The 20819-nt window shown below is 73.0% G+C and carries 17 protein-coding genes and 1 pseudogene; 12 read left to right on the forward strand and 6 right to left on the reverse strand.

Annotated features, from left to right (window positions below; translation table 11 throughout):
• Nucleotides 1-3: 3 nt before the first annotated feature.
• The 5 genes and pseudogenes from ADK41_RS43085 to ADK41_RS12320 all read right to left on the reverse strand — a co-directional run bounded on the left by ADK41_RS43085 (nt 4) and on the right by ADK41_RS12320 (nt 5196).
• The gene (locus tag ADK41_RS43085; RefSeq protein ID WP_324604884.1) at nt 4-543 is read right to left on the reverse strand and encodes a GNAT family N-acetyltransferase; all 540 of its coding nucleotides are present in this window, start codon (nt 541-543) and stop codon (nt 4-6) included.
• Nucleotides 538-1701 (reverse strand): annotated as a pseudogene (locus ADK41_RS12305) (type III PLP-dependent enzyme); the annotation flags it as partial. The pseudogene ADK41_RS12305 and the gene ADK41_RS43085, both read right to left, overlap by 6 nt.
• Nucleotides 1698-3014, reverse strand: a complete 1317-nt coding sequence (locus ADK41_RS12310; RefSeq protein WP_030824301.1) for a DUF6271 family protein — start codon at nt 3012-3014, stop codon at nt 1698-1700. The pseudogene ADK41_RS12305 and the gene ADK41_RS12310, both read right to left, overlap by 4 nt.
• On the reverse strand, nt 3011-4036 hold the full coding sequence (locus tag ADK41_RS12315) for a phytanoyl-CoA dioxygenase family protein (protein WP_030824304.1): 1026 nt from the start codon (nt 4034-4036) through the stop codon (nt 3011-3013). The genes ADK41_RS12310 and ADK41_RS12315 overlap by 4 nt, the downstream gene beginning before the upstream one ends.
• Nucleotides 4037-4431: 395 nt before the next feature.
• Nucleotides 4432-5196, reverse strand: a complete 765-nt coding sequence (locus ADK41_RS12320) for a GntR family transcriptional regulator (RefSeq protein ID WP_030824307.1) — start codon at nt 5194-5196, stop codon at nt 4432-4434.
• Nucleotides 5197-5566: 370 nt separating this feature from the next.
• Here ADK41_RS12320 and ADK41_RS12325 point away from each other — a divergent pair, with 370 nt between their 5' ends.
• From ADK41_RS12325 to ADK41_RS12340, 4 genes are all read left to right on the forward strand, one after another.
• The gene (locus tag ADK41_RS12325; RefSeq protein ID WP_030824310.1) at nt 5567-6844 is read left to right on the forward strand and encodes an extracellular solute-binding protein; all 1278 of its coding nucleotides are present in this window, start codon (nt 5567-5569) and stop codon (nt 6842-6844) included.
• A gap of 88 nt (nt 6845-6932) precedes the next feature.
• Entirely contained in the window at nt 6933-7919 is a 987-nt protein-coding gene (locus ADK41_RS12330; RefSeq protein ID WP_030824313.1) for a carbohydrate ABC transporter permease, read from the forward strand.
• The gene (locus ADK41_RS12335; protein WP_030824316.1) at nt 7916-8749 is read left to right on the forward strand and encodes a carbohydrate ABC transporter permease; all 834 of its coding nucleotides are present in this window, start codon (nt 7916-7918) and stop codon (nt 8747-8749) included. Before ADK41_RS12330 ends, ADK41_RS12335 begins: the two co-directional genes overlap by 4 nt.
• A 9-nt stretch (nt 8750-8758) precedes the next feature.
• Nucleotides 8759-10249: a glycoside hydrolase family 3 protein gene (locus ADK41_RS12340; protein ID WP_030824319.1), complete on the forward strand. Its 1491-nt coding sequence runs from the start codon at nt 8759-8761 to the stop codon at nt 10247-10249.
• 21 nt (nt 10250-10270) lie between these two features.
• Here ADK41_RS12340 and ADK41_RS12345 read toward each other — a convergent pair whose 3' ends face one another.
• A complete protein-coding gene (locus ADK41_RS12345; RefSeq protein ID WP_030824323.1) occupies nt 10271-10861 on the reverse strand; it encodes a YdeI/OmpD-associated family protein in 591 nt (196 codons plus the stop codon).
• 273 nt (nt 10862-11134) lie between these two features.
• Between ADK41_RS12345 and ADK41_RS12350 the strand changes: the two genes are divergently transcribed.
• From ADK41_RS12350 to ADK41_RS12385, 8 genes are all read left to right on the forward strand, one after another.
• Nucleotides 11135-11530, forward strand: a complete 396-nt coding sequence (locus ADK41_RS12350) for a cell division protein SepF (protein WP_030824324.1) — start codon at nt 11135-11137, stop codon at nt 11528-11530.
• Between the two features lie 75 nt (nt 11531-11605).
• Nucleotides 11606-12823 carry a biotin transporter BioY gene (locus tag ADK41_RS12355; protein ID WP_037803920.1) on the forward strand — a complete coding sequence of 406 codons (1218 nt, stop codon included), beginning with the start codon at nt 11606-11608 and terminating at the stop codon, nt 12821-12823.
• Nucleotides 12789-13163 carry a nucleotide pyrophosphohydrolase gene (locus ADK41_RS12360; RefSeq protein WP_030824328.1) on the forward strand — a complete coding sequence of 125 codons (375 nt, stop codon included), beginning with the start codon at nt 12789-12791 and terminating at the stop codon, nt 13161-13163. Before ADK41_RS12355 ends, ADK41_RS12360 begins: the two co-directional genes overlap by 35 nt.
• A 149-nt stretch (nt 13164-13312) precedes the next feature.
• A complete protein-coding gene (locus tag ADK41_RS12365; RefSeq protein WP_030824330.1) occupies nt 13313-13783 on the forward strand; it encodes a DUF6099 family protein in 471 nt (156 codons plus the stop codon).
• Nucleotides 13784-14046: 263 nt separating this feature from the next.
• Nucleotides 14047-14970: an LLM class F420-dependent oxidoreductase gene (locus ADK41_RS12370; RefSeq protein ID WP_030824332.1), complete on the forward strand. Its 924-nt coding sequence runs from the start codon at nt 14047-14049 to the stop codon at nt 14968-14970.
• A 161-nt stretch (nt 14971-15131) separates the two neighbouring features.
• Nucleotides 15132-16595 (forward strand): 3' terminal RNA ribose 2'-O-methyltransferase Hen1, encoded by a 1464-nt coding sequence (locus tag ADK41_RS12375; RefSeq protein ID WP_030824334.1) that lies wholly within the window; start codon nt 15132-15134, stop codon nt 16593-16595.
• A complete protein-coding gene (locus ADK41_RS12380; RefSeq protein ID WP_030824342.1) occupies nt 16592-19150 on the forward strand; it encodes a polynucleotide kinase-phosphatase in 2559 nt (852 codons plus the stop codon). The genes ADK41_RS12375 and ADK41_RS12380 overlap by 4 nt, the downstream gene beginning before the upstream one ends.
• 394 nt (nt 19151-19544) lie before the next feature.
• The gene (locus tag ADK41_RS12385) at nt 19545-20780 is read left to right on the forward strand and encodes an arginine deiminase (RefSeq protein ID WP_030824344.1); all 1236 of its coding nucleotides are present in this window, start codon (nt 19545-19547) and stop codon (nt 20778-20780) included.
• Nucleotides 20781-20819: the final 39 nt, after the last annotated feature.

Genomic DNA, 20819 nt, shown 5'->3' on the forward strand with positions numbered 1-20819 from the left:
TCGTCAGAACCCCTCTTCCGGGCCGCCGGAGCGGTCGTGACGGACCGGGCGGGACATGTAGACGGCGCCCTCGCCGTACGCCCCGTGGAGCTCGGCCCCCGGTTCGGGCCGGTAACCGCGGCCGGCCCAGAAGCCCGCCGTCCCGCCGACGGCGACCAGGGAGATCCGCTCGTACGACGACCGCCCCGCGACCGCCGTGAGGTGCCGCAGCAGTCTGCCGCCCAGCCCCCTGCCGCGCAGGTCCCGTGCGATCACGAGGTCGTGCAGGTGCAGGTTGCGGGAGTCGTGCGCCCGCTCCTCCGGGCGGGTCAGGTCCGGGTACCGCAGCCGCGGGTAGGGCAGGGCGAGCGCATAGCCGACGACACGGTCGCCGGTCTCCAGCACGAAACAGGTCGCCGGGGAGGCCCGGCCCCGGGAGCGGAGCGCCGCGACGCCCTCGGACAGCGAGGCCGACGCGTACGCCTCCGCCTCCAGCGCGGCGATCCGCGGCCAGTCGTCCTCGGCGACCCGGCGCACGCGGACGTCCGGGCCGTCACCGCCCACGCAGACGCGGGGGAGCGGGGCGAAGCCGTTGAAGCCCTCGGTCATGTAGCTGGCGGCGTACGCGCCCGCCGACAGCACCCAGACCGGATCGCCCGACGCGACCGCCCCGGGCACCCGCACCCGGCGGTGCTCGTGGGCGTAGGCGTCGTCGCTGTCGCAGGTGGGGCCCGCGACGACGGCCGGCACCAGGTCCGCGCCGGCCGCGTTTGGACGGGACGGGAAGACGAGCGGGTACCGCACCTCGTCCATCTCGTACAGTCCGTTGAACTTGCCGCAGCTCAGGTACAACCAGTGCTCCCGCTCCCCGTCCGGCCGGCGCCGGGACGTCAGCCGGGAGACGTGCGCCCGGACCGCGCCGTGGTCGGCCACCAGGTGGCGGCCCGGTTCGACGACGAAGTCCAGGGGGCGGGGGGAGAGGGACGCCAGCCGCTCCATGCCCTCGCGGAGCACGGCGAAGATCTTGTCCAGCGGGGGATCGAGCCGCTCCCCCCGGCGGTCGGCGTAACCGAGCGCCGGCAGGCCGCCGCCGAGGTTGACGTGGTCCGGCACGATCCCGCGGCCGTGCAGCGCCGTGAGCACCTCGGCGAGGGCCGCGAAGGCCTGCCGCCACGCCTCGGCGGTCATCTGCTGCGACCCGACGTGCACCGAGAGGCCGGCGGGGACGAGACCCGCGTCCCGCGCGGTCTCCAGCCCCCGTACGGCGTCGTCCGCCGAGCACCCGAACTTCCGGCTCAGCCCCCACAGCGCGCCCTCGCCGCTGGTGGCCAGCCGGCAGAACACCCGTGCCCCGGGGGCGTGTCCGGCCAGCGCCGTCACGTCCTCCACGCTGTCCGTGGCGAAGTCCCGGACGCCGAGCCGGTACGCCCGCGCGATGTCCCGGTCGGACTTGACGGTGTTGCCGTAGTGGACCCGGTGCGCGGGCACGCCCGTCGCCAGCGCCCGGGCGATCTCCCCGGGGCTCGCCGCGTCGAAACCGGCGCCCCGGCCGGCCAGCCGGGCCAGGACCTCCTCCACGGGACACGCCTTCATCGCGAACCGCACGTCCACGCCGGGCAGTTCCTCGGTCAGCGCGTCGTACCGGGCGGCGATCCCGTCCAGGTCGTAGACGAGCGCGTCCTCGGTGGCGGCCGCCAGGGCGGCGCGCAGGGCCGCGGTCACCGGAGCGTGCCCCGGCTCGCGTGCACGAGGGCCTCCCAGGCGCCGATCAGCAGCACGAAGTCCTCGGTGTCCAGCGCGGCCTCGTCCAGCAGCCGCTCCCGGTCCGCCGTCAGGCCGCGCGCGAACTCGGCGTACTTCCCGCCCAGCCGGCCGTACGCCGCCGCGACCGTGTCCAGCCGCCGCTCGTTCTCCGTACGGTCCAGCCGCACGCTCTCGGCGAGGAACGCGGCGAACGGCGCGGGGTCCAGCCGCCCGCTCTCGTCCAGCAGCGTGGAGCCCGCGTCGGCCATCCGTTCGTAGACGTAGTGCAGGTACAGCATGGAGAGCAGGAACTTCACGAACCGCGTCTGGTACGCGAGGAAACCGGCGTGGGTGCGGCGCTCCCCGGTGTAGTGGTTCTCGATGTGCCGGTTGTGCAGGACGCCGGGCAGGGCGGCGTCGTACACGGCGTGGATGAGGAAGTAGTCGCTGCCGATGGTCGCCGTGGCGGGCGGCAGCGGCAGCCGCTCGTACACGTTCCGGTCGAAGGCGATGTTGGCCATGTCGACGTGCATCGGGTCGACCAGCGTCAGCGTCGAGCGGTCGCCCGTGAAGGGCAGCGTCCCGGCGCCCTTGAAGGACTCCTCGACCAGCTCCCGCTTCCGCTCGGCGGACCAGTGGCCGGGCGCCCACAGGGCGACGACCTCGTCGTACACGTCCTTGTCGAGCTCCCGGATGCCGCCGATGTCGACGGAGAGCTCCCCGATGAAGGAGGCGCCCACCATCGACACGGGCAGATGGGCGAGCGCGGGGTCGAGCACCGCCTCCGTCACCCCGTCGACGGCGTCGGCGGCCCGCCTGCCCAGGGAGGTCAGCTCGTGGTGGATCGGGTGGACGGGCTCACCGCCGAAGACCTGGTAGCCGCAGTCGGAGTCGCGCCGGTGCAGCGAACGGCAGTCCAGCGCCGCCGCGATCAGGAACGCCCGGTTGGTGCAGGCGCCGTAGGAGAGCGCGTCCGGGAGCATGAGGTCGAGGACCCGCTCCGGCTCCGGGAGCGCGGCCCGCTCCACGACGCCGCGCAGGAAGTCCCGCTGGGCCGCCTCGTCGAGGTGGTGCACGACGACGCCCGGGACCTCGGGGAGCGCGGCGACCGCGCGGGCATGGGCCTCGCGGGTCCGCTCGTCGGCGGAGTCGAGGACCAGCAGGCGCACCTCGACGTCGAAGTGCCGGACGGCGTACGCGGCCTCCCCGCCGAGGGCGGTGATGGTCGCGGAGCACTCCCGGTCGGTGGGCAGGCTCAGGCATATCCGGTGCACGTCGGCTCCCCCGCTCATCGTGTCCGCCCCTGCCAGGAGTCCAGCCCCAGCAACCTGCGTCCCAGACCGTTCAGTTCGGCGGGACCGTAGCGCAGGGACTCGTGCGTCACCGCGTCGCCGAGCAGCGTCGCGTTCCACTCCGGGGTGCTGAGCGTGCGCCAGGACTCCACCCGGGAGCGGCGCAGTTCCCCGTGCTCCTCGAGGGCGGGCATCATCGACAGGTACTGCACCGCGCGCACCCCGTCGGCCGAGGTGTTGGGGGCCACGCCGTGCGCCAGCATCCCGTTGAAGATCAGCAGGTCACCGGCGCTGAGCGAGGGCCGGACGACCGGGAACCCGGTGCGGTCGGCACCCGGACGGAACGGGTCCCGGTCGGCCGGCTGCCCGGCCTTCCACTCGTCGAACCGGCGGAAGAGCTCCGGGGAGCACTGGAAGCCGCCGTGGTCGGGCTCCGTGTCGGTGAGCGCGACGATGCCCTGCACCCGCTGCGGCGGCACGCTCGCCGTGGTGTCCACGTCCCAGTGCAGCTCGATGTCGAACCCCTCGTCCGTGGTGTCGATGAGGGAACGCGAACGGTTGCGCACATTGGGCGGGTTGAGGTTGAGCCGGTCCAGGGTGACCCACAGCTCCTCGCAGTCCCACACGTCCACGAAGGCGTCGTACACCCGCCGGGTCTGCCGGCTGTCCCAGATCAGCTGGTGCTGGTACGCCTCGACGAAGCCGTAGACGAACAGGTCCCGGTCCAGGTCCGAGCGGAAGGCGCGCTCCTCGTACCAGGTCTCGGGGCGCTGCGGGTCCAGGCCCTGGAACTCCCAGGCGAACTCCAGCAGCAGCTTGGCCGCGTCGGGGGAGATCGCCTCCGGCACCACGACGTAGCCGTGGTTCCGCCAGGACGCGAACTGCTCCTCGGAGAGCACCCGCAGCGGCAGGTCCTTGGTCAGGTGCCGCAGCTGCGTCCCGGCGAGGTAGGTCTCGCCGTCGGCGCTGAAGTAGGGGCGTTCGGAGGCGGCGCGGTGCAGGAAACGGTGGTGCGTCGTCATGCGGTACTCCGGAGATCGGGATCACTCACGGCATGCGGACAGGGGGAGGGGGCGGGGAGGGCGCGCGGGGCGTCCGGCCGCCGCGGGCGGCGTCCCGGACCACCCGTGTGACATCGATGTCGCCCGGTGCGCCGGGAGCGGTGTCGCCCGGGCGGGACGCGTCGCCCGGCCGCGTCACGGAGTACGCCCACCGCGGGGGTCGCGGGTGGCCGCTCCCGGTCGTCCGGCGCCTTCGTGCGGGATGGTGCACGCGACGGTGGCGGACGGAACGCGCCACGACTGGTTCAGACCACTGGGATGGTGGACTGGACCAATGGCCCCTGTCAAGGAACGCCCTTTAGGCGTGATTTCTCAACTCCCTTGAAATAAAAGGGCTTTGAGCGCGAACCGCCCGGTCAGGGCCCCGGGCGCGTCAACGTCGCGGTGAACTTGTAGCGCGAGCCCCGGTACACCGAGCGGACCCACTCGACCGGCGTTCCCGTCTCGTCCCGCGAGTGGCGGGACAGCAGCAGCATCGGCAGGCCCACGTCCGTGGCGAGCAGCCCCGCCTCCCGCGGCGTCGCCGGCGAGGTCTCGATGGTCTCGTCGGCCTCCGTCGGCCGTACTCCGTACACCTCGGCGAGGGTGGTGTAGAGCGAGGTGTGGCGGGTCAGGTTGCGGCGCAGCCGGGGGAAGCGCCGGTCGGACAGGTGGGTCGCCTCGATCGCCATGGGCTCCCCGCCGGCCAGCCGCAGCCGCTCGATGCGCAGCACCCTGTCCTCCGGCTCCACCTCCAGCAGGGCCGCCAGCTCCGCGTCGGCGGCGACGTACCCGATGTCCAGCACCTGGGAGGCGGGGTGGAGCCCCTGCGCCCGCATGTCCTCGGTGTACGAGGTCAGCTGGAGCGTCCGGTAGACCTTCGGGCGGGCGACGAACGTGCCCTTGCCCTGGATGCGGTCGAGCCGGCCCTCGCCGACCAGCTCCTGCAGGGCCTTGCGGATCGTGGTGCGGGAGGTGCGGAACTCGACGGCGAGCAGGCGCTCGGCCGGCATCGGGGCGCCCGGGGCACGCTCGTCGGTCATCTGCAGTAACCGCTGCTTGATGCGGTAGTACTTCGGTACGCGCCCGATACGGCCCGGCGCCCCCGTATCGGCCTGGGCGCTGCTGAGGTCCGTGCTCATGACCTGCCTTCCGGCTGCGGTGTCCGGCGCGCGGACGGCAGGCGCCGGCCGCGGTGCACGTCGGCGGACGGCCGGTTCGGCGCCGCACGCTCGGCGATCCCGTTATAACGGTGCGTTCTCGCTTTGGTCTAGTCCAAGCGTCAACCCGTACCCGTTTGGGGGGAGTTCTGCGTCCCGCCGGGGATGCCGAAGCCGTTATCCAGGCGTGAGTCCATGACCCTTGACAGGGCCATAGGTCTAGGCCAAGCTCCCCTTGCTGGTCTAAACCATTTAGAGGAAGCCGGGTCCCAGCCCACCGAGCTGTTGCGCCGCTGCGGGGGTCGCCGCCGAGGGCGTGGGTGCGCAAGGCATTCCTGAGGAGGGGTGGCGCGTGAAGCGCAAGCTGATAGCCGCGATCGGGGTCGCGGGCATGCTGTTCTCCGTCGCGGCGTGCGGCGGCGACGACGGTGACGGCGGCAAGAAGGCCGGCGCGGACGGCTACGCCGGCGAGACGCTCACCGTGTGGGTCATGGACGGCTCCTCGCCGGACCAGTGGCAGAAGGACCTCGCCGCCGAGTTCGAGAAGAAGACCAAGGCGAAGGTCGAGTTCGAGGTCCAGCAGTGGAACGGCATCCAGCAGAAGCTGACCACCGCCCTGTCCGAGGAGAACCCGCCGGACGTCTTCGAGATCGGCAACACCCAGACCCCGGCCTACGCCAAGACCGGCGGCCTCGCCGACCTCGCCGACCTCAAGGCGGAGATCGGCGGCGAGTGGACCGAGTCCCTCAACGAGTCGTCCGTCTTCGAGGGCAAGCAGTACGCGGCGCCCTGGTACTTCGCCAACCGCGTCGTCCTCTACAACAAGAAGGTCTGGGCGGACGCGGGGCTGAAGGACACCCCCAGGACCCGCGACGAGTTCTACGACGCCCTCAAGACCATCGGTGAGAAGACCGACGCCGAGCCGATCTACCTGCCCGGCCAGAACTGGTACCACTTCGTCGGCCTGGTGATCGGCGAGGGCGGCGAACTGGTCAAGAAGGACGGCGACACGTACGTCTCCAACCTCGACGACCCGAAGGTCGCCGCCGCCGCGGAGACGTACAAGAAGTTCCAGGCCCTGTCGAAGGCGCCCAAGGACAAGGACGAGGCCACCCCGCAGCAGGGCGAGGTCTTCGCCAAGGGCAAGACCGGCGCGTTCATCGGCATGGGCTGGGAGGCCGGCATCGCGATCAAGGCCAACCCGGACATCGAGAAGGAGATCGGCTACTTCACCATCCCCGGTGCCACGGCCGACAAGCCCGAGGGCGTCTTCCTCGGCGGCTCCAACCTCGCCGTCGCCGCGGGCGGCAAGAAGCAGGACCTCGCCAAGGAGTTCCTGAGGATCGCCCTCTCCGACACGTTCGAGGGCGCGCTGGCCAAGGCCAACGGCGTCATCCCCAACAAGGAGTCGCTGCAGAGCAACCTCAAGGGCAACGCCCCCGCCGAGGCCGCCGCGCCGGCCGCCGCCGTCGGCGGCACCACGCCGCTGATCCCCGAGTGGGCCGCGGTCGAGAACGACCCCAACCCGATCAAGACGTACCTGACCGCCGTGCTGAACGGCAAGTCCCCGGCCGAGGCCGCCAAGCAGGTCGAGGGCGAGTTCAACAAGCGCCTGGCGCAGCAGCAGTAGGAGCGCACGCGCTCCGACCGGAGCGGGGGCCGGCCGACGCGACGGCCCCCGCACCGCGTTGAGCACGCCGAGAAGAGAGATCGCGAGCATGACCGTGCAGACCGAACGGCCGCCCTCCGGCCCGGCGGACGTCCGCAAGGCGGACGACACAGGACCCGGCAGGCCGACACCACGAGCCGCGTCGCGCGCCGGCGCGCTCGCCCCGTACCTGTTGCTGCTGCCCGCCGTCGCGGCCACCGTGCTGCTGCTCGGCTGGCCGCTGCTGAAGGACCTGCTGCTGTCCTTCCAGAACCTCAACATGGCGCAGCTGATCCAGCACGTCACCGAGTGGAACGGCATCGACAACTACAAGGAAGCCCTCACCGGCGAGGACTTCTGGCGGGTCACCCTCCGCTCCCTCCTGTTCACGGCCGTCAACGTCGTCCTGACCATGGTCCTGGGCGCGCTGACCGGTCTCCTGCTCGCCCGCCTCGGCACGTGGATGCGGTTCACCCTGCTGATCGGCCTGGTGCTGGCCTGGGCCATGCCCGTGGTGGCCGCCACCACCGTCTACCAGTGGCTGTTCGCCCAGCGCTTCGGCGTCGTCAACTGGGTCCTGGACAAGCTCGGCTGGCACTCCATGGCCGACTACAGCTGGACCAGCAGCCAGATGTCGACGTTCTTCGTCATCACCCTGCTGATCGTCTGGATGTCCGTCCCGTTCGTCGCGATCAACCTCTACGCGGCGACCACCACCATTCCCGGCGAACTGTACGAGGCCGCCGCCCTCGACGGCGCCGGCGCCTGGCGCAGCTTCACCACGGTCACCCTGCCGTTCCTGCGGCCGTTCCTCTACGCCACGACGTTCCTGGAGATCATCTGGATCTTCAAGGCGTTCGTCCAGGTCTTCACCTTCAACGGCGGCGGCCCCGACCGGCTCACCGAGATCCTGCCCGTCTACGCCTACGTCGAGGGCGTCGGCAACCAGCACTACGGCATGGGCGCGGCGATCGCCGTGCTGACCGTCCTGATCATGCTCGGCCTGACCGCCTACTACCTCAGGATCGTGCTCAAGCAAGAGGAGGACGAGCTGTGAAGCGCTCGCTCTTCGGCCGCCTGTGGCCCAACGTCACGGCCGTCGTCCTGTTCGTCGTCTGCGTCTTCCCCGTGTACTGGATGTTCTCCACGGCGTTCAAGCCGACCGGCGACATCATCTCGGAGACCCCCGTCTGGTTCCCGACCGACGTCACGTTCGAGCACTTCAGGACCGCGACCGACGCCGACCACTTCTGGACGTACGTCCGCAACTCGCTGACCGTCACCTGCCTGGCCGTCCTCTTCTCGCTGGTCATCGCGCTGGCCGGCTCCTTCGCCCTGGCGCGCATGCGGTTCAGGGGGCGGCGCGGCTTCGTCATCGGCTTCATGCTCGCCCAGATGGCGCCCTGGGAGGTCATGGTCATCGCGATCTACATGATCGTGCGGGACGCCTCCATGCTGAACAGCCTGGTGCCGCTCACGGCCTTCTACATGATGATGATCCTGCCCTTCACCGTCCTGACGCTGCGCGGCTTCGTCGCCGCCGTGCCGAAGGAGCTGGAGGAGTCGGCGATGGTCGACGGCTGCACCCGCGCCCAGGCGTTCCGCCGGGTCATCCTGCCGCTGCTCGCGCCGGGGCTGATGTCCACCTCCATGTTCGGCTTCATCACCGCGTGGAACGAGTTCCCCCTCGTCCTGGTGCTCAACAAGGAAGCCGGGGGCGCGCAGACCCTGCCGCTGTGGCTGTCCAGCTTCCAGACCCAGTTCGGCGACGACTGGGGCGCGACCATGGCCGCCTCCTCCCTGTTCGCCGTCCCCATCCTGATCCTCTTCGTCTTCCTGCAGCGCAGGGCCGTCAGCGGTCTCACCGCGGGCGCCGTGAAGGGATAACCCCACCCGATGACGACATCCACCACCGGCGCCGACACCCTCACCCGGGACGCGCTCGCCGTACTGCAGCCGGGCTTCGCCGGCACCACCGCGCCCGACTGGATCCGCCGCCGGCTGGCCGAGGGCCTCGCCTCCGTCGCCTTCTTCGGCCGCAACGTCACCACCGCCGAGCAGGTCGCCGCCCTCACCGCGCAGCTGCGGGCCGAGCGGGACGACCTGCTGGTCGCCATCGACGAGGAGAGCGGCGACGTCACCCGCCTGGAGGTCCGCACCGGCTCCTCCTTCCCCGGCAACCACGCGCTCGGCGCCGTCGACGACACCGGCCTGACCCGGGGCGTCGCCCGCGAGCTGGGCCGCCGGCTCGCCGCGTGCGGGATCAACTTCAACTGGGCGCCGTCCGCCGACGTCAACGCCGACCCCGACAACCCGGTGATCGGCGTGCGCTCCTTCGGCGGGGACACCGACCTGGTCGCCCGGCACACCGCCGCCTACGTCGAGGGCCTGCAGTCGACCGGCGTCGCCGCCTGCACCAAGCACTTCCCCGGCCACGGCGACACCGGCGTCGACTCGCACCACGCGCTCCCGCACATCGACCTCGACGCCACGACGCTGCACGAGCGCGAACTGCGGCCGTTCCGGGCGGCGATCGCGGCCGGCACCCGTGCCGTCATGAGCGCGCACATCCGGGTGCCGGTCCTCGACCCCGACCGCCCGGCCACGCTCTCCCGCCGCGTCCTCACCGACCTGCTGCGCGGCGAACTCGGCTACCAGGGCCTGATCGTCACCGACGGCATGGAGATGCGCGCCGTCTCCGGCACCTACGGGCTGGAGCACGGCGCCGTCCTCGCCATCGCCGCCGGCGCCGACGCGATCTGCGTGGGCGGCGGGCTGTGCGACGAGGGCACCGTGCGGAGCCTGCAGGACGCGTTGGTGGGCGCCGTACGCTCCGGCGAACTCCCGGAGGAGCGGCTCGCCGACGCCGCCGCCCGGGTGCGCGCCCTGGCCGAATGGACCGCCGCCGTACGACGCTCCCCGGCCGCGGCCGTCGGACCCGAGCCGGAGATCGGCCTCACGGCGGCCCGCCGCGCGGTGACCGTCACCCGCGCCGCCGGCTCCGCGCCGGTCGCCGGACCGGTGTACGTGGCCACCTTCGACCCGGCCCCGAACATCGCGGTGGGCGACGAGACCCCGTGGGGCGCCGGCGCGGAGCTGGAACGGCTGCTGCCCGGCACGGCCACCGGCCGCTTCACCGGCCCCGACGCCGGGGAGCGGGCACTTCAGGCGGCGGCCGGCCGGCGCGTCGTCGCCGTGGTCCGCGACGAGCACCGGCACCCGTGGATGCGCACGGCCCTGGACACCCTGCTCGCCGCCGACCCGTCCACCGTGGTCGTGGAGATGGGCGTACCGCAGTCCGCGCCGCGCGGCGCCCTGCACATCGCCACCCACGGCGCGGCCCGCGTCTGCGGTGTGGCGGCGGCGGAGGCGGCCGTCGCGGGCTGACCCCCGACGCCCTGCACGCCGTCACGGGTGGAGTTTTCGTCCCTCGGCGAGCATGGCGACGAACTTCTCGATCCGGGCCGCCCGCGTCCGCGGCCGCTTGGCCTCCTCGATCCGGTGAAGGATCGCGTAGCGGTTGCGGCTGTCGAGGGTGCCGAAGAAGTCACCGGCCGCGGGCGCCGCGTCCAGCGCCGCCCGCAGGTCGTCGGGGACGGTCGCCGTGCTCTGGCTCGCGTACGCGGCCTCCCAGCGGCCGTCCGCCCGCGCCCGCTCCACCTCGCGCAGCCCGGACGGCCGCATGCGCCCTCGTTCGATGAGATCGAGGGCCTTTCGCCGGTTGACCGCCGACCACCGGCTGCGCGCCCGCCGCGGAGTGAACCGCTGGAGCCAGTGGGTGTCGTCCAGCCCCTTCTTGTGCCCGTCGATCCAGCCGTAGCACAGCGCCGACTCCAGCGCGGTCGCGTAGTCGACCCCGGCGATCCCCGACCCCTTCTTCGGGATCCTCAGCCACACCCCGTCGACGTCCCCCTGATGCTCCTCCAGCCACGCCTCCCAGTCCTCCTGCGTCTCGAAGGCGACCACGGGCACCGCCACACCGTCCGCTTCACCGGCCATGCGCCCATGCAACCGGCCCGGGCGGACCCGGGTCAACGCGGGCGCGCGGCACGGCGGTCGGACGACGCGGCCGGGCGGATCCGGCCCCTTCCCGAGGGCTCCCCCGCGCGAGCGGCGCGGTCCTCGGCGGTGCGCCGGATATCCCGAGGACACCGGGGCAAACGTCACGTTGTGCGAGCACCACGATGGCGGACCGTGTCGTTATTGGGCCGAACGGGTGACCATGAGTAAGAATTGCCCGATGCAGACAGTCAGCGCGACAGGGGACGGAGCATGCCGGTGAACAGCCACGACGTCACCGACGAACAGTGGGAGGGGCTCGCCCAGGTCGTTCCGCTGCGGGGCCGCGACGCATGGCCGTCCGCGGTGGGCCACCGCGCCCTCCCCGAGGCCGCGACGGAGGCGCGCCGCCGCTTCGTCGTCCTGCGCGTGAACGTGTTCGCGGACGCCCGCGACGTCGCCGAGACGCTCATGTCCGGGATACCGGTCCTGCTGGACCTGACCAGCGCGGAGACCGAGGTCGCCAAACGGGTCCTGGACTTCAGCACGGGCGTCGTCTTCGGTCTGGCCAGCGGAATGCACCGGGTCGACCGCAACGTCTTCCTCCTGACCCCGGCCGGCACGGAGGTCACGGGGCTGATGGAGGGGGTCGGGGTCCCGGGCGCCTGATCCCGTCGCCCGATCGTGGGAAGGCCCGCCGAGCGGAACGGTTCGCCCCGCACCGGACCCCTTAGCGTCTCGCCCATGACCACCCCCGCCTCCCCGCCCCGCCCGGCCACCGCCCCGCCACCCGCGCCCCCGGCCTCCGGCGGGCGCCCCCGGCTGCCGCGCGTCACCGAACTGCGGTTGTCCGCCTTCGCCGGACATCGCGGCGCCGGCCTCCCCCTGGGAGCGCTCACGCTGCTCGCCGGGCCCAGCGGCAGCGGCAAGACCACCGCCCTGCGGGCGTACGAGGCGCTCGCGCGGCTCGGCGGCGGGGCCGAGCTGGGGGAGGCGTTCCCGGAACCCGGCGCCTGTGTGCCGGAGCGGGCCCGCGCCGACGCCCAGCGCCGCCGGGGCTTCCGCATCGGCTGTACGGCCGACGGCCCCGAGGGGCCGGTCCGGCTGGAGGTCGCCGTACAGGCCGAACCCGGGCTGCGGATCGTGGGGGAGCGGCTGACGGCGGACGGGGTGGTCCTGCTGGAGACCGCCCTGCGCGACCCCGGCCGGCGCACCGTGCAGGCCGCCTGGCACACGGCCGGGGCGGCCCCGGTGACCCGTGCCCCGCTGCCCGACGACCGGCTCGGCACCGCCCTGCTGCCGCTGCGCGTCGCCGGCAAGACCCCCGGGCAGCGCAGGGTGCTCGCCGCCGCCGAGCAGATGGTGGTCGCCCTGCGGTCCGTCTTCCCCTGCGACCCCCGCCCCGAGCGGATGCGGGACCCCGTCCCGGCCGGCGCCGGACGGCTGCTCGGCGGCTGCGACAACCTCGCCGACGTCCTGTGGCGCACCCGCGCCGAGTGCGGACGCCGGCACGGCCTCCTCGTGGACGCGGTGCGCGCCGGGTGCGCCGGGCCGGTCACCGACCTGCTCGCCGAGCCGTACGACGCCGGCCGCCTGGTCCGCGCCCTCCTCGACCGGGGCGACGGCACCCGTACCGAGCTGCGGCGCCTCGGCGACGGCGAGCTGCGGTACGCCGCGCTCGCCCTGGTGCTGCTCACCGGCCCCGGCGTGCTGGAGGTCGACGCGCTCGGAGAGGTCCCCGCCGCGCTCCAGACCCTCACGGTCCTCGCCGACGGGCTGGACCGGGCGCTCGACCCGGTGCAGCGGAGCGAACTGCTGCGCCTGGCGGCGCGGATGTGCGAGCGCGGGCACATCCGGCTGGTGGGGACGGTGAGCGACGCCTCCTGGGCGGCGGGGGTGAGCGGGGTGACGGTGGTACACCTGGACCGTGACCGATCCCCACGACGCCGAGCGTCCCCGTGAGCCCCTCGGGCTCGCGGAACTCCAGCACCGGCTCGCCGAGTTCGCCGCCGCGCGGAACTGGCAGCCGTACCACACCCCCAAGAACCTCGCCGCCGCGCTCAGCGTGGAGGCCTCCGAACTCCTCGAGATCTTCCAGTGGTCGACCCCCGAGGAGTCCGCCCGCGTCATGGACGACCCGGACACCGCGCACCGCGTGCGCGACGAGGTCGCCGACGTCCTCGCGTACCTGCTCCAGTTCTGCGAGGTGCTCGGCGTCGACCCGCTGACCGCGCTGGCCGCGAAGATCGACCGCAACGAGCGCAGGTTCCCGACGGAGGAACCGTTCCGTCACTCTCCGTGAGTGAAAAGTGGGCCGTGTCCGCATCGTTGTCCGCAGATTTCGGTCTTCCTCTGGCTTTTTGTCTCACGCGCCTTCACTCTGGGTAGTGGACAAGGGAGTTCAACGGATGCGGACGCGTGGGCAGCGCGTCGGACGGACGGGGGCAGCGCATGGACGCTGTGCGGCTCATCGTGACGAGCAGGCGAGCCCTGGCCGCGGGCGGCGGCGTACGGGAGCGGCTGACCGAGGTGTGGCAGGCGCAGGCCCTGGCGCAGGCGATAGGGAGCCGCCTCGCCGTCGCCGGCCCGCCCGAACTGCGGGGTGAGGCACTGGGGTTGACCGAGCTGGCGGGCCGCGGCTGCGGCGTGCTGGACACCCCGGAGCTCGGCCCGGACGAACTGCGCGCGGCCCGGCTCGCCGAGCTGGGCGAACCCCACCCGGTTCTGATGCACCTCGGCGGTCTGCTCGGCGAGGTGGGCATCGCCCTGGTGGGCATCGCCTCCTCCGCGGAGGACGAGGCGACGTACTGGCAGTGCATGGAGGCCATCGACGCGGCGGACGAGTCCCGCGACCGCGTCCTGGAGATGCTCCGCAAACTGACCACCCACGACGATCCCCTCCCGCAACGAGAAGCCGGCTGACCCCTCCTGCCGCCGGCCGCGGGCAGTCGTGCCTCCCTCAGCGCCTCGAGGGCCTGGGAGGTACCCCCCCCGGGGCGCCGGGGGAGGGTGGGCGCGCCGGCACCCCGCGAACGCCGGGCAGCGCACCCCACCCCCCGGCCCGCCCCGACGCCGGGCACCCCGCGAACGCCGGACCGCGCGAGCTCTCCCGCCCCGCGCCGACGCGACGCCCCCCTGCGACGCCGAGCTGCGCGGACCCGCCCCGGACCGTGCAGGATGGAACCATGGATCTTCGCATCTTCACCGAACCCCAGCAGGGCGCCACCTACGACACCCTCCTCACCGTCGCCAAGGCCACCGAGGACCTCGGCTTCGACGCCTTCTTCCGCTCCGACCACTACCTCAGCATGGGCTCCGCCGACGGCCTGCCCGGCCCCACCGACGCCTGGATCACCCTCGCCGGCCTCGCCCGCGAGACCAAGCGCATCCGGCTCGGCACCCTGATGACCGCCGGCACCTTCCGCCTCCCCGGCGTGCTCGCCATCCAGGTCGCCCAGGTCGACCAGATGTCCGGCGGCCGTGTCGAGCTGGGCCTGGGCGCGGGCTGGTTCGAGGAGGAGCACAAGGCGTACGGCATCCCCTTCCCCAAGGAGAAGTTCGCCCGCCTCGAGGAGCAGCTGGAGATCGTCACCGGCCTGTGGGCCACCGAGACCGGCAAGACCTTCGACTACCACGGCACCCACTACGACCTCACCAGGTCGCCCGCGCTCCCCAAGCCGGCCCAGTCCAAGGTGCCGGTCCTCATCGGCGGCCACGGCGCGACCCGCACCCCGCGCCTGGCGGCCAGGTTCGCCGACGAGTTCAACATGCCCTTCGCCTCCATCGAGGACACGGCCCGCCAGTTCGGCCGGGTCCGCGACGCCGCCCGGGAGGCCGGCCGCGACCCGGGCGACCTCGTCTACTCCAACGCCCTCGTCGTCTGCGTCGGCAAGGACGACCAGGAGGTCGCCCGCCGCGCCGCCGCGATCGGCCGCGAGGCCGACGAGCTCAAGGCCAACGGCCTGGCGGGCTCCCCGGCCGAGGTCGTCGACAAGATCGGCCGCTACGCCGAGACCGGCTGCAGCCGCGTCTACCTCCAGGTCCTCGACCTGCACGACCTCGATCACCTGGAGCTGATCTCCGCCCAGGTCCAGTCCCAGCTGTCGTAACACCCGCCCGCGGGAAACGGGGCCGTCCGTGCGCGCGGACGGCCCCGCCGCGTGCGCCCGTAAATTCCCGGGGCATCCCGGGCCGTTTTCGGTACGTTGGCACCGCACGCCCGCATCCGGCGTGTACCCGCAGCTCAGAAGGGTTTCGAGGTGTAACCACCGTGTTCCTGACGATCAGTACCACCGGCTCCCCGCAGCGCCCCGCGACCGACCTCGGTTTCCTGCTGCACAAGCATCCCGAGAAGGCGCAGGCGTTCTCCACGTCCTACGGCACGGCGCACGTCCTCTACCCCGAGGCGGACGCCGAGCGCTGTACGGCGGCGCTGCTGCTGGAGGTGGACGCGGTGGCACTGGTCCGGCGCGGCAAGGGCAAGGGCCGCGGCGGCGCCCCCGACGGGGCCCTCGCGCAGTACGTCAACGACCGCCCGTACGCGGCGTCCTCCCTGCTCGCCGTCGCGCTGAGCGGTGTCTTCTCCAGCGCGATGCGCGGTGTGTGCGCCGCCCGCCCGGAACTCCCGGCGCGGCCGCGCCCCCTGCATGTCGAGGTGCCCGCGCTGCCCGCCCGCGGCGGCCCCGGACTCGTCCGCCGGCTCTTCGAACCGCTCGGCTGGACGGTCACCGCCGAGCCCGTGGCCCTGGACGCCGAGTTCCCCGGGTGGGGCGACTCGCGGTACGTGCGCCTGGTCCTGGAGGCGGAGACGCTCACCCTCGCCGAGGCCCTGCGCCACCTGTACGTCCTGCTCCCCGTCCTCGACGACGCCAAGCACTACTGGGTCTCCCCCGACGAGGTCGACAAGCTGCTGCGCGCCGGTGAGGGCTGGCTGCCCGGGCACCCGGAGCATAAGCTGATCACCAGCCGCTACCTCTCCCGCCGCTGGTCGCTGACCCGCCAGGCCATGGAGCGGCTCGAGCTGGTCCGGCTGGCCGAGGCCGACGACAGCGACGTCGAGGAGATCGACAACGCCGTGGCGGCGGAGACGGAGTCCGAGGAGAGGCCGACCCCGCTCGCCGTACGACGGCGGGAGGCGATCCTCACCGTGCTCCGCGCCTCCGGAGCCGCCCGGGTGCTCGACCTCGGCTGCGGTCAGGGCCAGCTCGTCCAGGCACTGCTCAAGGACCCCTCCTTCACCGAGATCGTCGGCGTCGACGTGTCGATGCGGGCGCTCGCCATCGCCTCCCGGCGGCTCAAGCTGGACCGCATGGGGGAGCGGCAGGCGGCGCGCGTCCGGCTCCTCCAGGGGTCGCTGACCTACACGGACAAGCGGCTGGGGGGCTACGACGCCGCCGTCCTCAGCGAGGTGATCGAGCACCTCGACCCGCCCCGGCTGCCCGCCCTGGAGTACGCGGTGTTCGGCGCGGCCCGCCCCCGCACGGTCCTCGTGACCACCCCCAACGTGGAGTACAACGTGCGCTGGGAGACCCTCCCGGCCGGCCATGTCCGGCACGGTGACCACCGCTTCGAGTGGACCCGCGGGGAGTTCCGCGCCTGGGCGGCCGAGGTGGCCGAACGGCACCGATACACGGTGGAGGTCGTCCCCGTCGGACCGGACGACCCCGAGGTCGGACCGCCCACCCAGATGGCCGTGTTCACGACCGGCGCCGTGAAGGAGGCGAAGGCCGCATGACCGCCACCGCCGTGACCCCGCGACCGCGGGGCCGCGCCCTGCCCGTGACCGACCTCTCCCTCGTGGTGCTCGTCGGCGCCTCCGGGTCGGGCAAGTCCACCTTCGCCCGCCGTCACTTCAAGCCCACCGAGGTCGTCTCCTCCGACTTCTGCCGCGGTCTGGTCGCCGACGACGAGAACGACCAGAGCGCGTCGCGCGACGCCTTCGACGTGCTGCACTACATCGCCGGCAAGCGGCTGGCCGCCGGCCGCCGCACCGTCGTCGACGCGACCAACGTGCAGCAGGACGGCCGGCGGCAGCTGATCGAGCTGGCCAGGAAGCACGACGTCCTGCCGATCGCCATCGTGCTCGACGTCCCCGAGGCGGTGTGCGCCGAGCGCAACGCGACCCGCGTCGACCGCGCCGACATGCCCCGCCGGGTGATCCAGCGCCACACCCGCGAACTCCGCCGCTCCCTGCGCCACCTGGAGCGCGAGGGCTTCCGCAAGGTGCACGTGCTGCGCGGCGCGGAGGAGGTCGAGCACGCCACCGTCGTCACCGAGAAGCGGTTCAACGACCTCACCCACCTCGCCGGCCCCTTCGACGTCATCGGCGACGTCCACGGCTGCGCGGCCGAACTAGAGGCGCTGCTCGGCAAGCTGGGGTACGTCGACGGCAGGCACCCCGAGGGCCGTACGGCCGTCTTCGTCGGCGACCTCGTCGACCGCGGCCCGGACAGCCCCGGCGTGCTGCGCCGTGTGATGGCCATGGTGAAGGCGGGCGACGCGCTGTGCGTGCCCGGCAACCACGAGAACAAGTTCGGCCGCCACCTCAGGGGCCGCAAGGTGCAGCACACCCACGGACTCGCCGAGACCGTCGAGCAGATGGACGGCGAGAGCGAGGAGTTCCGCGCCGAGGTGCGGGAGTTCATCGACGGACTGGTCAGCCACTACGTCCTCGACGGCGGCCGGCTGGTGGTCTGCCACGCCGGTCTGCCGGAGAAGTACCACGGCCGCACCTCCGGCCGGGTCCGCAGCCACGCCCTCTACGGCGACACCACCGGCGAGACCGACGAGTTCGGCCTGCCCGTGCGCTATCCGTGGGCGGAGGACTACCGCGGCCGGGCCGCCGTCGTCTACGGCCACACCCCCGTCCCGGAGGCGACCTGGCTCAACAACACCATCTGCCTGGACACCGGCGCCGTCTTCGGCGGCAAGCTCACCGCGCTGCGCTGGCCGGAGCGGGAACTGGTCGACGTGCCGGCCGAGCGGGTCTGGTACGAGCCGGCCCGCCCGCTGCGCACCGAGGCCCCCGGCGGCCACGAGGGCCGTCCGCTGGACCTGGCGGACGTGCACGGGCGCCGCTTCGTCGAGACCCGGCACCACGGCCGGATATCGATCCGCGAGGAGAACGCCGCCGCGGCCCTGGAGGTCATGAGCCGCTTCGCGATCGACCCGCGCCTGCTGCCGTACCTCCCGCCGACGATGGCGCCCACCGCCACCTCGCACCTCGACGGCTACCTGGAGCACCCGGCCGAGGCGTTCGCCCAGTACGCGCGGGACGGCGTGGCCCGGGTCGTGTGCGAGGAGAAGCACATGGGCTCCCGCGCGGTCGCCCTGGTCTGCCGCGACGCCGACGTGGCCGCCCGGCGCTTCGGCGCCGCCGGAGGGGAGACCGGCTCGCTGTACACCCGCACCGGCCGCCCCTTCTTCGACGACGCCTCCGTCACGGAGGAGGTCCTCGGCCGGCTGCGCACGGCGGTCACCGAGGCCGGCCTCTGGGACGAACTCGCCACCGACTGGCTGCTGCTGGACGCCGAACTGATGCCGTGGTCGCTGAAGGCCGCGGGCCTGCTGCGCTCCCAGTACGCGGCGGTCGGCGCCGCCTCCGGCGCGGTCCTCCCGGGCGCCCTGGCCGCCCTGGAGGGCGCCGCGGCCCGCGGTGTGGACGTCGGGGACCTGCTCGGCCGCCAGCGCGAACGGGCCGACTCGGCCGCGGCGTTCACCGACGCGTACCGCCGCTACTGCTGGACCACCGACGGCCTGGACGGCGTCCACCTGGCCCCGTTCCAGATCCTCGCGGTCCAGGGACGCAGCCTCGCCGCCCTGCCCCACGACGAGCAGCTCGCCCTCATCGACCGCGCGGTCGAGCACGACACCACCGGACTGCTGCGGACCACCCGTCGCCTCTACGTCGACACGGCCGACCCCGAGTCCGTGCGCGCCGGGGTCGACTGGTGGCTGGAGATGACCGGGCGCGGCGGCGAGGGCATGGTCGTCAAGCCGGTCGGCGCCCTGGTGCACGACGAGAAGGGACGCCCGGTGCAGCCCGGCGTCAAGTGCCGGGGCCGCGAGTACCTGCGGATCGTCTACGGTCCCGAGTACACCCGTCCGGAGAACCTGGCCCGTCTGCGCGACCGCTTCCTCGGCCACAAGCGCTCCCTGGCCCTGCGCGAGTACGCCCTCGGTCTGGAGGCCCTGGACCGCCTCGCCGGGGGCGAGCCGCTGTGGCGGGTGCACGAGCCGGTCTTCGCCGTGCTGGCCCTGGAGTCCGAGCCGGTGGACCCGCGGCTGTAGCGGGCGGACGCGCACCGAGGCCCGGTCCTGCGGGTCCCCCGTGCTCCGCCTGGGCCGGTGGACGTGCACCACGGCCCGGTCCGGCCGGGGCACCCGCGCCCCGCGCCCGGGCCGGGCCGGGCCGGTGCGCGCCGACCCCGTGTGCGGGCCTTCTCCGGGGCGCGGAGGTTCCTCCGCACACCTCACCAGGACGTCCTCGGCCTCGTCGCCGTCCAGGACGCCCGAGGCGTCCCCGCCCGGCTCCGGAAACGGCGCCGGGCCCGTCACGGCGCCGTCCTCGAGGTGCGGCCCGAGCCGGTCCGGCCGGGCGCGGCGGCCGGCGGAGGCGGGTTTCCGGGATCCGGGGCCCCGGGGGCAGGGGTGAACCCGGGTCCGGGCGGTCAGGATGAAAGGCATGACCTACCACGTCGACTCCGAGGCCGGCCGGCTCCGCCGCGTCATCCTGCACCGGCCCGACCTCGAGCTCAAAAGGCTCACCCCCAGCAACAAGGACGCCCTGCTCTTCGACGACGTGCTCTGGGTGCGCCGGGCGCGCGCCGAGCACGACGGGTTCGCCGACGTCCTGCGCGACCGCGGCGTCGTCGTCCACCTCTTCGGCGACCTGCTCTCCGAGACGCTGGACCTCCCGGAGGCCCGTGCGCTCGTCCTGGACCGCGTCTTCGACGAGAAGGAGTACGGTCCGCTGGCCACCGACCACCTCCGCGCCGCGTTCGAGACGCTCCCGGCGTCCGAGCTCGCCGAGGTGCTGATCGGCGGGATGACCAAGCGGGAGTTCCTGGACGCCCACCCGGAACCCACCTCCGTGCGCTTCCACGCCATGAAGCTCGACGACTTCCTGCTCGGCCCGCTGCCCAACCACCTCTTCACCCGCGACACCTCCGCCTGGATCTACGACGGCGTCGCCATCAACGCGATGCGCTGGCCGGCCCGGCAGCGCGAGACCGTGCACTTCGAGGCGATCTACCGGCACCATCCGCTGTTCCGCGCGGAGCCCTTCCACGTCTGGTCCCAGGGGCAGGCCGACTACCCGTCGACCATCGAGGGCGGGGACGTGCTGGTCATCGGCAACGGCGCGGTGCTGATCGGGATGAGCGAGCGGACCACCCCGCAGGCGGTGGAGATGCTCGCGCACAAGCTGTTCGCGGCCGGCTCCGCCGAGACCATCGTCGCCCTCGACATGCCGAAGCGCCGCGCCTTCATGCACCTCGACACCGTGATGACGATGGTCGACGGCGACACCTTCACCCAGTACGCGGGCCTCGGCATGCTCCGCTCGTACACCATCGAGCCGGGCGCGGGGGACAAGGAGCTGAAGGTCACCGACCACCCGCCGGAGCACATGCACCGCGCGATCGCCGCCGCGCTGGGGCTCAGCGAGATCCGGGTGCTGACCGCCACCCAGGACGTCCACGCCGCCGAGCGCGAGCAGTGGGACGACGGCTGCAACGTCCTGGCCGTCGAGCCGGGCGTCGTCGTCGCCTACGAGCGGAACGCCACCACCAACACGCACCTGCGCAAGCAGGGCATCGAGGTGATAGAGATCCCCGGCAGCGAGCTGGGCCGGGGCAGGGGCGGGCCGCGCTGCATGAGCTGTCCCGTCCAGCGGGACCCGGTACAGGGCGCCGTATAGAAATACAAAACTTCGTATACACTTCCAAGGATTCGTGTC

It is taken from the genome of Streptomyces caelestis (assembly GCF_001279005.1).
Classification (GTDB): domain Bacteria; phylum Actinomycetota; class Actinomycetes; order Streptomycetales; family Streptomycetaceae; genus Streptomyces; species Streptomyces heliomycini.